Source organism: Alkalinema sp. FACHB-956 (assembly GCF_014697025.1).
In the GTDB taxonomy this organism is placed as follows: Bacteria; Cyanobacteriota; Cyanobacteriia; order Leptolyngbyales; family Leptolyngbyaceae; genus Alkalinema.
In genome coordinates this window covers 1-12,341 of record NZ_JACJRC010000026.1, presented here as the reverse complement: position 1 = coordinate 12,341, position 12,341 = coordinate 1, and the positions used below count along the sequence as shown (strand labels likewise).

Below are 12,341 nucleotides of genomic sequence, written 5' to 3'. Positions count from 1 at the left end.
CGATCGTTTTATATGTCACAGTCAATACGTTCTTGATCCTGTGGGTTATTTTACGCTCTCATAATATTTTGTAATTTTGATTGATAATCACTAGATGAATAATTATTTTGTGAGGATCGAGTAATGCTATGGGCTGACGACAGAAGTTCGTCAAGCTGACGGTGAGAAACAAATTATGAATCACTCTAAAGGATGATTAAAGAATTCGCAAAATTGAAAAAATGTATATCCTGTTACTTGTCTTTTGGGGGGGAGTATGGAACTGTTATTCATGGTAATTCTAAAAATTATTTCTTCTCTAAAAAGATTGGAAAGAAGAATTGAGTGTTTGATGTTTTGCTATAACTAATAACTTGAGTCTAAATAGTTGGCAAAATTTACAGCCCTTTGCTTGACTGATCGATACAGCAACCCACAGCAGAAAAGGCTTCAGGCGTTGCATCTGTTTCTTGTCGTTACGCAAGCCGCTGTACCATTGCATTCGCAACAATAGAGCTTGCAGTTGATGAAATACTCCTGCGGCTCAATTTTGCTGGGCTGTTCAGTACTTAAGCCCTGCAAGTCTCCCTGTAAGTCTGAGATTTGTGTTAGAAAATCATTCAGGATTGAAAACTATGACGACGACATTAATTCGTGATGAACTCCAGATTCAGCCCTTAGAAGCTCCCCTAGGTGCAGTGATCAGAGGATTAGATGTGAGTCGTCCCGTGCCGCCCGAGGTGATTCTGCAACTCAAGCAAGCCCTGCGCGATCGACATATTCTGATCTTTAAAGATCAAAAACTCACCGATGATCAGCTCTTTAATTTTGCAACCTATTTTGGTGATCTCTTTGTTCCCTCTGATGAAACCCCCGTTTTGGCTTCTGCACCTGGTGTAACCCCCCGCGTTATTCCGGTGGCTAACATTGAAGGCGGCTATACAGGAACCGGTGAATTATCTTTTCATGCCGATCATCATTGGACGCCCTATCCGTCGAGTGGCTCCCTCTTGTATGCGGAAGAAATTCCTCCCGTGGGGGGTAATACCTACTGGTTGAATTTAAATCTAGCCTATGAAACTCTGGATGATGCAACCAAAGAGCAGATTGCTGAGTTGAAGCTCATCACCTATAACCCTTTTGTGCGCGATCGGAGCCAGCCTGCACCGTTATATCGACACGATCGTAGTATTCCGCTGATTAGCCCAGTGTTTCCCCATCCCCTAGTCCGCACCCACCCAGAAAGTGGCAAAAAAATTCTGTTCTTGGGGGCTGAGACGGAGGTGGAAGTCGTTGGGCTAGAACCCGAGGAAGGCGCTGCATTGATTGCGAAGTTGCGCAAACACCTCAATCAACCACAGTTTTATTACCAGCATCAATGGTCGGTAGGGGATATCGTTTACTGGGATAATCAAGCAACCCTACATTACCGTGAACCCTTCGATTCGCATTATCGTCGAGTGTTGAAGCGGGTGAGTCTCGCAGGCAGCCGCCCATTTTAACTGCTAGCAAAAAGTTCAAGCCATTAGAAATCCTAAGAATTAGCGTTTCTAATCGCCGTGGGCTCTTAACTGCGAACTTCATAGTTGTGCGAACTTCATCGTTGATAGTGCGATCGTAATTCCGCCCAGAGATTGGGAGTAGTTGGTTTTACGATCGTACTATTTTTACTATTCTCGCTATTCTCGGGGAGCATTAGTTGAGCATTAGTTTCAATCCAAAGTTTAAATCAAAAGTTTAAATCAAACAGATCAAACTCCATGCTGCTTAAACCATGCCTGTAGCCGCTTCCAGCCATCCTGCGCATCAGCTTTACGGTAGGAGGAACGATAATCAGCAAAAAAGGCATGGGGCGCATCAGGATAGACCACAACCTCCGATCTACTCTGGCTCGATTTCAGTTGCTCACGGAGTTGCTCCACAGTCTCTAATGGAATGCCTGTATCCTGCCCCCCATAAAGCCCTAGTACAGGAACTGTTAGGTTGGCAGCAACATCCACTGGATGTTTAGGAGTCAGTTCTGTGGCGTTCCCCACCAAGCGGCCATACCAAGCAACCCCTGCTTTGATTTTGGGATTATGAGCTGCATATAGCCAGGTAATCCGTCCTCCCCAGCAGAAACCCGTAATGCCAACTCGGTTGCCATCACCTTTGGCCGATCGAAGGGCCCAATCCACGGTCGAATCCAGATCAGTCAAGACCTGGTTATCAGGGACCGTACTCACAATTTTACGAATGTCATCAATATTGCTAAGTTTAGAAACATCTCCTTGCCGTGCAAATAGTTCTGGAGCGATCGCTAAATAGCCTAACTTTGCCAACCGACGGGTAATATCCTGAATATGTTCATGTACCCCAAAAATTTCTTGAATCACTAACACGATCGGAAAATTGTTGCCTTCGGTAGGAACAGATCGATAAGCAGGAATCGTGCCCCCTTTGACTGGAATCGTCACAGGTCCTGCTACTATGCCCTTCGCATCAGTTTTAATCACTTCGGCAGAAATGGGTTGCACGGCTAGGGTAAATCCTGTTGCCACTGTAGCTGTTGCAAAAAAATTACGGCGACTGATAGGACGTTCGAAGGGAAAGTAGCTGAGCTGCATGGGGAGGGCTCCTAAGACGGTGTAAGAGGAAGTAAACAGGTGTAAGAGGAAGTAAACAATAGGGAAGCAAAAATGCTACTCAATCCAGCGAAAAAGTTTCTTTATTTCTGGGTTCTTCCTCGTGGAAGAGCCCAGAATTCAGTGATGCACTAGCCTGAATGCACTAGCCTGAATGTGCTAGTCTAAATGTACCAGCCTAAATGTACTAGCCTGAATGCACTAGCTTTAGTGCGGATTATTAGGGACTGGAACCGTCGGTATGGCATTCCCCAAAATCTTAGTAAATCGCTCAATATACAAGCTAGCTGGATTAGCGACGGCTTGAATGGAAGGGCGTTTTTGTAATTCCTGCCACCACGATTGTAAATGAGGAGTTTCATCTGGCAGGCTAAACTGACGAAAATGTTCCAACACAGGTAGTCGCTCAAACCAAGGATAGAGGCTGATATCAATCAAGCTAAGGTGCTCGCCCAACCAATAAGGCCCATGACCTGACAGTTTAGCAAACCCTTCCTGCTCTAAATAGAGCAGCGATTCGAGTAGTTCTCGCCGCCCTTGTTCCTGTTCTTCGCTGTTCTTTCCCCGCAGCAACTTAGTAAAAGCGGGCACAAAACGAGTGTTGGCATAGTCGATCCAAATCCGCGCGATCGCTCTCTGGGCAGGGGATTTCGGAAGCAGTGCTGGGTCTGGAAATACTTCTTCTAGGTACTCATTAATGATTGAAGATTCATAGAGCCTAACTTCTCCATGCTGAATAGCTGGCACTTTGCCATACCGAGAAATCTGTAAAAACTCTGGTGATTTATTTTGAAAATCCACCTCAATGGGAGTAAAGGCAATCCCCTTTTCCAGGAGAACGACGCGCGTACGTTGAGAAAACGTTGAAACCTTTGCAAAGTAGAGTTCTAATGTTGCCATGGTGAATTTTCCTTTAGAAACTAAGGTAATTGAACGAATACTGATACGGCTGTGAGTGAAGAGGGCTAAAAGCCTAACTGAAGAGGCTAAATTTGCAGCAGAGGTCTACTCGGCAAATCGATCGGGAGACTCTGAAATAAAAAATAACTGAATTTTTACACTCACTCCATAAGCATTGGAAATAGTTACAGGTGAATTGAATGGGAGTATTTCATAGTCTTACTCCCAATACAAGTATTTAAGATACAAATTTGAATAAAAAACTAACTCTAGAATCTGTCACTTGCTCTAAAATGGTACAAAAGCTAGTTGAAAGCGCTCCTCTACCGATGCATTAGGATCTTAGAAAGAGCACTTTAAAGTTTACGCCTCCTAGATGTTATGAAGATGTTATGAAGTCTCTTCATCGCCCAGATCTGTATGGTTGGTCAATTTTTGACTCAAATCGAAATATAGACTTTAATGGCATTGCCTGGATACGCCCCAGTGACAATATTTTGATTGATCCAGTACCTTTAAGTGCGCATGATTGGAGGCATCTACAATCCTTGGGCGGAGCAGATTGGATTGTGATCACAAATTCTGATCACCTGCGGGATACCATCGCGATCGCGCAGCAAACGGGAGCCCAAGTAGCAGCCCCCCAAGCCGAACGGACAGCTTTGATCACAATTGAGGATAGCTTAGGGTCTAAGATTCGCTGGTTGGGCGATGGCGATGAATTGGTTCCTCAACTGCAAGTGATGGAACTATCCGGCTCTAAAACCCCTGGTGAATTAGCCCTATTGTTAGGGGGCCATACGCTGATTACTGGGGATTTAATCCGTGCCCCTCGTGCAGGGGATTTAACGCTGTTACCCGATGCTAAATTGCAGAACCGAGCCGCCGCGATCGCATCGGTACAGCGTCTAGCCAGCTTGGAGGGAATTGAAGCGGTTTTGGTGGGAGATGGGTGGTCTATTTTTCGAGATGGCCACGATCGGCTTCAGGAATTGCTCCAGACGTTAATTACCTAAAATTCTGAAATTGCCTAAAATTCTGAGTCACTGAAATTTCTGAGTTGCTAAAAATCCTGATCAGAATATTTGTCAAAATTGACTCTAATTGTATCGATTGTACTAGCCAACCCTTCAGCTTGACCCATAGACGAGAATTATTACAACTCATTGTAATTGTATCCATTGTACTATTTCTCCATGGACTCCTGCCCATAGGCTTATAACCAGCGGAATGTCATCCATTCTGCAAGTCTGTTCTGGAGTCGTTGTGTATGACCTTATATTTAATTGAAAGCAAGCTTGACGAAACTCACAGCCCTGATGCTCTCACAGCCTCATTGGATCAGCTTGCAGCGAATGCACTTCAGCAATCTAGTCACCTGATTGAAGCACAGGTCAGTCAAGATTTGCGGCAACTATTTATTATCTTAAAAGCCCCTAGCCCAGAACAGGCTCAAGCAAGTTTTCGAGACATTGGCTGGACGGTGGAGTCCCTGCAACCCGTTCGGTTAGTTGGTCAGGATCTACAAACTGTGCACGATCGCAAAGCACAGGCCAATTACTTAGTGGAATGGAATCTGCCTGCGGGGTTAACCATGGAGGCTTACCTGCAACGCAAGGCTGAGAAATCACCTCTCTATGCCCAGGTGCCAGCGGTGAAATTTGAGCGAACTTACGTGTGCGAAGACCTTAGCAAATGCCTCTGTTTTTACGATAGCCCTGATGCAGAAACCGTTGAAGCTGCGCGGGAAGTCGTTGGGGCACCGATCGATCGTTTAACTGAAATTCGGAATGTGCACTAGGCATCCCTTTACAGCTTAATGTCTCTTAATTCAGGGAATGGAAGAGAATGCTGAAGACTCAACAAGTGGAATCATTACTTGAACAACAGGCTAATGCATTAGATGAAGGGCTAGCCACAGCGAGTGTGGGTCGTTCGCTGTCACTCATTGCAGATGCAGGATGGCTGGGCTATGGAGTGCCAGAATCCCTAGGCGGCAGCGGCGGAACCTTGCTAGATACCATTGAAGCGATCGCCACGGTTTCCGGGTGTTGTTTGACCAGTGGTTTCGTATTTTGGTGCCAGCGAGCCTTTATTGAATATTTAGTACGCACTCAGAATTCTTGGTTGCAATCGGAAATTTTGCCAAAGGTGCTCCGAACCGAGATTTCTGGCGCAACGGGTTTATCCAATGCGATGAAACATTTAGCGGGAATTGAGCCCCTACGGTTACAAGCGCAACTGACGGCTCAATCGGTTACCTTAACGGGCTTTCTTCCTTGGGTGTCTAATCTACAGCCGAACAACTTTTTGGTGGCAGTCGCGGCTCAAATCAGTCCAGCGGATACGATCGTGGTTGCGATACCATCCCACACTCCGGGCTTGCAGCGGGGCGAAGATCTCCAGTTATTAGGTCTACAGGCGTCATGGACAAGCACCCTTAAGTTGAATAATGTAGAACTCTCGTCACAATGGATTATTAGTGAGGATGCGCAATCATTTTTGCCCCAAGTTCGATCGGCCTTTATTCTGTTGCAATGTGGTCTCAGCTTAGGGCTGGTTCGCCGTGCCCTCCAAGAAATTAAAACGCATCTCCACCCCAATATTGCTATCCTGCAACCTCGGATTCAATACATTCAAATTACCTTAGAGCAACTGGAGGCGCAACTACGATCGCTCAGTCAATTGCCCGATCGATCCCTATTACAAGAACGTCAAATTTTTGAGTTGCGAATCGCGTTCACTCGCCTTGCGATTGATGCAGTGGGCTTAGAACTAGAAGCCAAGGGCGGTATGGCCTACTTTAAATCCAGTGGTACTGCTCGACGATTGCGAGAAGTTGGATTTCTGGCAGTTTTAACCCCGAGTTTAGTTCAGCTCGAAACAGAATTACAGCGAACTAGTTCAGGAGAACAGAAAGTTACTTTCAATGTCTCGGTCTAGTCAAAGTTATCTAATGAGTAATTAATCTGAATTTCCAAAGAAATGATCTATCTAATCCACAAAAATATCTAGCAAATTCATTCCCGTAGAATATCTGGGAGTACTTCCGTTGGAACCCTCACATTTCGAGCTGAATCAGTTGGGATTAGTCGATATATCACAATCGTCACAATCACACTCATCCTTACACCTTCGCCAGCGCTCTACGAGTCTTTTAAGAGTAGAAAATTTATCTAAACAATATCTAGTTCGCGGACGGGCTCTGACGGCTTTTACCGATATTAATTTAACGGTTCAAGCCCAGGAAGTGGTTTGCTTAGTAGGGTTAAGTGGTTGTGGCAAATCATCATTACTGTCTACGATCGCGGGTTTACAATCCGCCGATCGGGGCGAGATTTACCTCAAAGGTCAGCTCATTCACCAACCCCAACCCCAAGTGGGTTTAGTGTTTCAAGATGCAGCTCTCTTGCCTTGGTTGACCGTCAGTCAAAATATTGTCTGGGGTTTGCAACTCAAACATATGCCTCGCCTTTCTCGGCGGGACGTGAAAACACGCCTTGCAGAAGTGATTCATAGCGTCAATTTAGAGGGGTTTGAATCTGCCTATCCCCATCAACTGTCTGGGGGCATGGCTCAGCGGGTTGCCTTAGCCAGAACTCTCATCCGTCATCCTAAACTCCTACTGCTTGACGAACCGTTTAGTGCATTGGATGCCATGACCCGCTTGGAAATGCAGACATTGCTCTTAAAAGTGATTGAACAGCATCACAGTACAGTCGTGATGGTGACCCATGACCTTGATGAGGCACTTCTCTTGGGCGATCGGATTATTTTAATGAACCATCGGCCTGGACGCATTCACCGAGAATGGTCAATTCCGCCCCCCAAACCGCGATTCCACCAAACCCAAGCCCTTGCAGCTTTACGTTTGTCCATTTTGACTGAACTTTCCACCCTAGTAGATCACTGATGTATAGACCGAATCGATCTTTTCTCCATCCCCTCAATTGCGCTTGCTGTGGCATGAGTCGCCGTGATTTCCTTCGCTTTAGTGGCCTACTAGGCACTTCTGCATTAACCACCGCTGCGATCGGGGGGTGTCAATCGAATACCGCATCCAAGCAAGGAACGCTAAATTCACCATCACCAGAAAATGCAAATCCCGCCGTCAAGATTGGTTATTTACCCATTACAGATGCGGCCCCCTTACTGGTTGCCCACTCCCAGAAGCTCTATGAAGCCGAAGGGTTAACTGCTGACCAGCCAACCCTATTCCGTTCTTGGGCACAGATTGTAGAAGCGTTTCTGGCTCGACAGGTAAATGTGATTCACGTTCTCATGCCAGCAACCATTTGGATTCGCTACGGGAAAAAATTTCCTGGGAAAGTGGTGGCGTGGAATCATACAAATGGTTCTGCATTAACGGTGCTACCCAGCATTTCCACAGTGGCAGATTTGGGCGGACGATCGATCGCGGTTCCTTTTTGGTATTCAATTCATAACGTAGTTCTGCAACAAGTACTCAAACAAGCGGGATTGCAAGTGGTGCGGAAACCCAAGGACGCTCCCCTGGCCGCCAATGAAGTGAATCTGCTGGTACTCCCCCCGCCTGAAATGGTGTCCGCCTTAGCCAATCAGAGTATTGGTGGGTATATTGTGGCGGAACCCTTTAATGCAGCGGCAGAAACCCAGGAAAAAGGAAAAATTTTGCGCTTCACTGGAGATATTTGGAAAGATCATGCCTGCTGTGTTGTCTTTATGCATGAAGACGATTTAACGCAGCGCAAAGATTGGTCACAGAAAGTGGTCAACGCTTTAGTCAAAGCGCAGCATTGGATGCGGGAACACCGTGGAGAAGTTGCCCAAATCCTATCAAAGGATGGGGGGAAATATACCCCTCACCCCTTGCCAATTTTGCAACGCACCCTGAGTTATTACGATAAGGAGGTCTATGGGAAACAAGGGGCCATTATCCATCCTGATTGGCCTGGAAGCCGCATTGATTTCCAACCCTATCCCTTTCCTTCCTACACAGAGTCTTTAGTGAAGTTGTTACAAGAAACCCAACTAGAAGGGGAGAATAGCTTCTTGCAAGCCCTGCAACCCAGTCAAGTTGCCCAGGATCTGGTGGATGCTTCGTTTGTCAGAAATGCATTGCCGTTAGTGGGTGGGCCCTCTGCATTCGGTTTAGACGACAGTTTAACCCGCACAGAGACGTTTGCAGTTTAATTTGATCGCTTGAGCGATCGCGGAAAATCTCCACTGAAGGTTGACAACGGCACTCCGCTAGGGGTCTGAAATTATCCATTCACATCAATTCCCATGAGCCAACTTCTGCAAGAAGTCCTTGCTGCTAACCAAACCTACGCTGAACAATTTGGCGAAAAGGGGCAACTGCCCTTACCACCAGGTCGCCAATTTGCGATTTTGACCTGTATGGACGCACGCCTTGACCCGGCACGCTACGCTGGCCTCGCAGAAGGGGATGCCCATGTGATTCGGAATGCGGGGGGGCGAGCGAGTGATGATGCCATTCGATCGCTGGTGATTTCCTACAAATTGTTGGGAACCCGTGAATGGTTTGTTATTCACCATACGGACTGCGGGATGCAATTATTCACCGATCAAATTATTCGTGATTTGTTAGGCCAGAGTTTAGTGACCGCTGTTGTGGATGATCAAGGCTGGAAAGACGTGGGCAGTGGGCCAGGATCAACGGAAGCAGAATTTGTCGATTGGCTGACATTCCAAGACTTAGCCCAGAGTGTCGTGGTGGATGTGCAACGGATTCGATCGCATCCTTTAGTCCCTGTGACTATCCCAATTTATGGCTATATCTATGATGTCAAAACAGGGCGATTAATTGAAGTCCCTGAAGCAACGCAAGCTGGCCAGACTGCCTAGTTCAAGTTGGCCAGACCGCCTAGTGAAACCAGAAATCTATGGCTTTAGCACCCTCTTCCAACAACCCATCCGCTTCTCAAAAATTATTCGATTGGCGCTGGCTCCGACCCATTCTTGGTTTGGGTGTAGGAGGGCTGATTTGGTGGCTGTGGACGAGTCCACTCTTCCAGGGATTACCCTGGCAACAGGGGATGATTTTCAGTGATTTTTCTCCTGAAAAAACCTTAGGCACATTATTAGAGTTACTACGATCGGGAGCCCTTTTCCCCCACTTGATGACTAGTCTCCGCCGTGTTTTTGTTGGATTGCTGGGTGCCACTCTGATAGGGATTCCCCTAGGAATTTTCATCGGTCTTTCCCGTGCTTTGGATCAAATCACCTCAGCATTGTTTCAGTTCATTCGGATGATTTCTCCCCTTTCTTGGATGCCATTGGCAGTGATGGTTCTTGGAGTGGGCGATCGTCCAGTTTATTTCCTGCTGACCATCGCAGCGGTTTGGCCGATTTTACTCAATACCGCCGCAGGGGTAGCAGCCGTCGATCGACGCTGGCTATTGCTGTCTCGCAGTCTTTGTGCAACATCCTGGGAAACCCTGATTCGGGTGATTTTTCCAGCGATTGTGCCGCATATTTTGACGGGGATCCGGTTAGCCATTGGCATTATTTGGGTGGTTTTAGTTCCTGCGGAAATGCTAGGTGTGAGCGCTGGCTTGGGATACTACATTCTAGATACGCGCGATCGCTTGGCCTATTCTGAATTGCTGGCAGTGATTTTAGTAATTGGTGCGCTGGGCTATGGCTTGGATGCTACAGTGCGATCGCTCCAAAGGATTCACCATGCTAGGCTCTAGGAATTAAGACCTAGGAATATTTTGCTTTTCGGCTTCTCTTAGCTACAAGCTATTTGCTTCGATTTTTTCCTCAACCTTGCTTTTCTGTAACCCGGCTTTTCTGCAACCTTGCTTTTCTGCCAAATTTCTGAGATATTGAACTATGGAAACTACGGTATATCGATCAAGTTACCGTGGTTTGCTTGAAGTTTATTAAGCTTTCACTGCGTTTTACTAGGTTTCACTGATTTTCACTGCGATCGTAGATTTTCCTAGTGGCTGTTATCCCTTGGGGAGTCTCGTCAGGCCCCTCCATCTGAGCCTTCTGTCTTTTTCAGCAGCCGTACTTTTGGGATTTTAGTTTGGGATTTTAGTTTGGGATTTTAGTTGAGAATTTCAGTCGCCTGAAACGCTTGAAATGCTCGCTTGAAACTCTGTGTCATGGTTTGCCTCATCTTTGCTGACCTTGACATATTCAATTGGATTCCCATTCAATTGGATTCCCATTCACGTTCTCTGCTTCCCATTTCGGTTCTCTGCCCTCGGCAAAAAAAAGGAGTTTAGATTTAAGCAATGCAATTACTTTGGTTTATTCCCACCCATGGTGATGGACGATATCTAGCAACTGCCCAGGGGGGACGATCGACCGACTTGCCCTATTTAAAACAAATTGCTCAAGCAGTGGACAATTTGGGATTTACAGGTGCGTTACTGCCCACGGGCCGATCGTGTGAAGATGCCTGGGTTTTGGCCTCAGCCCTCGCTTCTGTAACCCAGCGCATGAAGTTTTTGGTGGCCATTCGTCCCGGCTTGATGTCACCGGGATTGGCGGCTCGGATGGCGGCTACCTTCGATCGCCTGTCCGCAGGACGGTTGCTGATTAATGTGGTGGCGGGTGGCAGTGCCAGTGAGTTAGCAGGAGATGGGGTTCATCTTGACCATGACGCGCGCTATGATCTCACCGACGAGTTTTTGACGGTATGGCGACAGTTGGAAGCTGGAGAAACGGTCAATTTTAAAGGCGAATACATTGATATCCAGAATGGGAAGCTGATGTTTCCGCCTGTACAAGCGCCCTATCCTCCGCTGTGGTTTGGGGGATCCTCCGATGCGGCATTGCAAGTGGCAGCCAAGCATGTGGATGTTTACTTAACCTGGGGAGAACCCCCCGCTCAAGTAGCCGAAAAAATTGCCGCCGTCCGCAAACTAGCCGAAGCCCAAGGACGAACTCTGCGGTTTGGCATTCGCCTCCATGTGATTGTACGAGAAACCAATGCTGAAGCGTGGGATGCGGCCAATCAACTCATTCGCTATGTGGATGATGAGGCGATCGCTAAAGCCCAAAAAGCCTATGCCAGTATGGATTCCGTCGGTCAACAGCGGATGGCGCAGTTGCACAATGGCAGCCGTGACTCCTTGGAAGTCAGCCCAAATCTATGGGCAGGGGTGGGCTTAGTGCGGGGTGGTGCTGGGACTGCCTTGGTGGGGGATGCGGATACCGTAGCCGCCAGAATGTTGGAATATGCGGAACTTGGCGTTGAGACCTTTATTTTGTCGGGGTATCCCCACCTAGAGGAAGCCTATCGTGTCGCAGAACTGTTGTTCCCCCGTTTGCCCTTGGAGAATCAAGCCCGCTTGCAGACGCAGGCAGTCTTAAGTCCCTTTGGTGAAATTGTGGCGAATGAGAGTTTCCCAAACTCGATCGCGAATCAGTCGGGTGGAAAAGTTCAGTGGCCTGAGTTAACGAGTCCTAGTTAAGGCGCTGCTCGTCAGTTGTTAGTTACACAGTGGTTAATTACTTGTTAATTACACAGTTGTTAGTTACATAGCTATTAGTTACATAGCTATTAGTTACACAGTCATTATCGTATTAGGAGTTGCATCAATGGCAAATGTATTAGCGATCGCAGGGAGTCCCACCCATCCATCGAGAACCTATGGATTGTTATCCTTAGCGGCGCAGCGCTTGCAGCAGGAAGGGATCAACGTAGATATTATTTCCGTTCGGGATTTGCCTGCTGAGGATTTGGTCTTCAATGGTCCGGACAGATTTATGGAGCCAAAGCCCCGTAGTGGAGCAGGCTAGGGTAGTTGGGGTGTGATTTAATCAAAGTTGGGTCAAGGTCTAACCTTGCAATAAAGCGCTCCAGGCAATGCTGAT

11 protein-coding genes and 2 pseudogenes are annotated in these 12,341 nt (G+C 47.1%); 10 read left to right on the top strand and 3 right to left on the bottom strand.

Annotated features, from left to right (window positions below):
* The first annotated feature begins 614 nt into the window (after positions 1 to 614).
* On the top strand, positions 615 to 1,481 hold the full coding sequence (locus H6G21_RS20440) for a TauD/TfdA family dioxygenase (RefSeq protein WP_190575372.1): 867 nt from the start codon (positions 615 to 617) through the stop codon (positions 1,479 to 1,481).
* A gap of 249 nt (positions 1,482 to 1,730) precedes the next feature.
* Here H6G21_RS20440 and H6G21_RS20435 read toward each other — a convergent pair whose 3' ends face one another.
* Both H6G21_RS20435 and H6G21_RS20430 read right to left on the bottom strand, forming a co-directional pair.
* Positions 1,731 to 2,585, bottom strand: a complete 855-nt coding sequence (locus H6G21_RS20435) for a dienelactone hydrolase family protein (RefSeq protein WP_190575370.1) — start codon at positions 2,583 to 2,585, stop codon at positions 1,731 to 1,733.
* Positions 2,586 to 2,810: 225 nt separating this feature from the next.
* Entirely contained in the window at positions 2,811 to 3,503 is a 693-nt protein-coding gene (locus H6G21_RS20430) for a glutathione S-transferase family protein (RefSeq protein WP_190575368.1), read from the bottom strand.
* Positions 3,504 to 3,895: 392 nt separating this feature from the next.
* On the opposite strand from H6G21_RS20430, the gene H6G21_RS20425 reads away from it, so the two are divergent.
* The 9 genes and pseudogenes from H6G21_RS20425 to H6G21_RS20385 form a co-directional block, all read left to right on the top strand.
* Positions 3,896 to 4,519 carry an MBL fold metallo-hydrolase gene (locus tag H6G21_RS20425; RefSeq protein ID WP_190575366.1) on the top strand — a complete coding sequence of 208 codons (624 nt, stop codon included), beginning with the start codon at positions 3,896 to 3,898 and terminating at the stop codon, positions 4,517 to 4,519.
* A 254-nt stretch (positions 4,520 to 4,773) separates the two neighbouring features.
* Complete coding sequence (locus H6G21_RS20420; RefSeq protein WP_190575364.1) at positions 4,774 to 5,304, top strand: DUF4242 domain-containing protein; 531 nt, start codon at positions 4,774 to 4,776, stop codon at positions 5,302 to 5,304.
* A gap of 47 nt (positions 5,305 to 5,351) precedes the next feature.
* Positions 5,352 to 6,446, top strand: a complete 1,095-nt coding sequence (locus tag H6G21_RS20415) for an acyl-CoA dehydrogenase family protein (RefSeq protein WP_190575362.1) — start codon at positions 5,352 to 5,354, stop codon at positions 6,444 to 6,446.
* Between the two features lie 109 nt (positions 6,447 to 6,555).
* On the top strand, positions 6,556 to 7,416 hold the full coding sequence (locus H6G21_RS20410) for an ABC transporter ATP-binding protein (RefSeq protein WP_242041968.1): 861 nt from the start codon (positions 6,556 to 6,558) through the stop codon (positions 7,414 to 7,416).
* Positions 7,416 to 8,675 (top strand): ABC transporter substrate-binding protein, encoded by a 1,260-nt coding sequence (locus H6G21_RS20405; RefSeq protein ID WP_190575360.1) that lies wholly within the window; start codon positions 7,416 to 7,418, stop codon positions 8,673 to 8,675. The genes H6G21_RS20410 and H6G21_RS20405 overlap by 1 nt, the downstream gene beginning before the upstream one ends.
* A 93-nt stretch (positions 8,676 to 8,768) precedes the next feature.
* Entirely contained in the window at positions 8,769 to 9,350 is a 582-nt protein-coding gene (locus H6G21_RS20400) for a carbonic anhydrase (RefSeq protein ID WP_190575358.1), read from the top strand.
* A gap of 38 nt (positions 9,351 to 9,388) precedes the next feature.
* Positions 9,389 to 10,201, top strand: a complete 813-nt coding sequence (locus H6G21_RS20395; protein ID WP_190575356.1) for an ABC transporter permease — start codon at positions 9,389 to 9,391, stop codon at positions 10,199 to 10,201.
* Positions 10,202 to 10,753: 552 nt separating this feature from the next.
* Entirely contained in the window at positions 10,754 to 11,938 is a 1,185-nt protein-coding gene (gene ssuD / locus H6G21_RS20390) for an FMNH2-dependent alkanesulfonate monooxygenase (protein ID WP_190575354.1), read from the top strand.
* Positions 11,939 to 12,065: 127 nt separating this feature from the next.
* Positions 12,066 to 12,215: pseudogene (locus tag H6G21_RS20385) on the top strand (NAD(P)H-dependent oxidoreductase); the annotation flags it as partial.
* A gap of 16 nt (positions 12,216 to 12,231) precedes the next feature.
* Here H6G21_RS20385 and H6G21_RS25820 read toward each other — a convergent pair.
* Positions 12,232 to 12,341, bottom strand: a pseudogene (locus H6G21_RS25820) (transposase); the annotation flags it as partial.

Coding starts and splice junctions, on each gene's coding strand:
- H6G21_RS20415 (WP_190575362.1), top strand. CDS start 5,352: ATGCTGAAGACTCAACAAGTGGAATCATTACTTGAACAACAGGCTAAT.
- H6G21_RS20435 (WP_190575370.1), bottom strand. CDS start 2,585: ATGCAGCTCAGCTACTTTCCCTTCGAACGTCCTATCAGTCGCCGTAAT.
- H6G21_RS20425 (WP_190575366.1), top strand. CDS start 3,896: ATGAAGTCTCTTCATCGCCCAGATCTGTATGGTTGGTCAATTTTTGAC.
- ssuD (WP_190575354.1), top strand. CDS start 10,754: ATGCAATTACTTTGGTTTATTCCCACCCATGGTGATGGACGATATCTA.
- H6G21_RS20420 (WP_190575364.1), top strand. CDS start 4,774: ATGACCTTATATTTAATTGAAAGCAAGCTTGACGAAACTCACAGCCCT.
- H6G21_RS20400 (WP_190575358.1), top strand. CDS start 8,769: ATGAGCCAACTTCTGCAAGAAGTCCTTGCTGCTAACCAAACCTACGCT.
- H6G21_RS20430 (WP_190575368.1), bottom strand. CDS start 3,503: ATGGCAACATTAGAACTCTACTTTGCAAAGGTTTCAACGTTTTCTCAA.
- H6G21_RS20405 (WP_190575360.1), top strand. CDS start 7,416: ATGTATAGACCGAATCGATCTTTTCTCCATCCCCTCAATTGCGCTTGC.
- H6G21_RS20395 (WP_190575356.1), top strand. CDS start 9,389: ATGGCTTTAGCACCCTCTTCCAACAACCCATCCGCTTCTCAAAAATTA.
- H6G21_RS20440 (WP_190575372.1), top strand. CDS start 615: ATGACGACGACATTAATTCGTGATGAACTCCAGATTCAGCCCTTAGAA.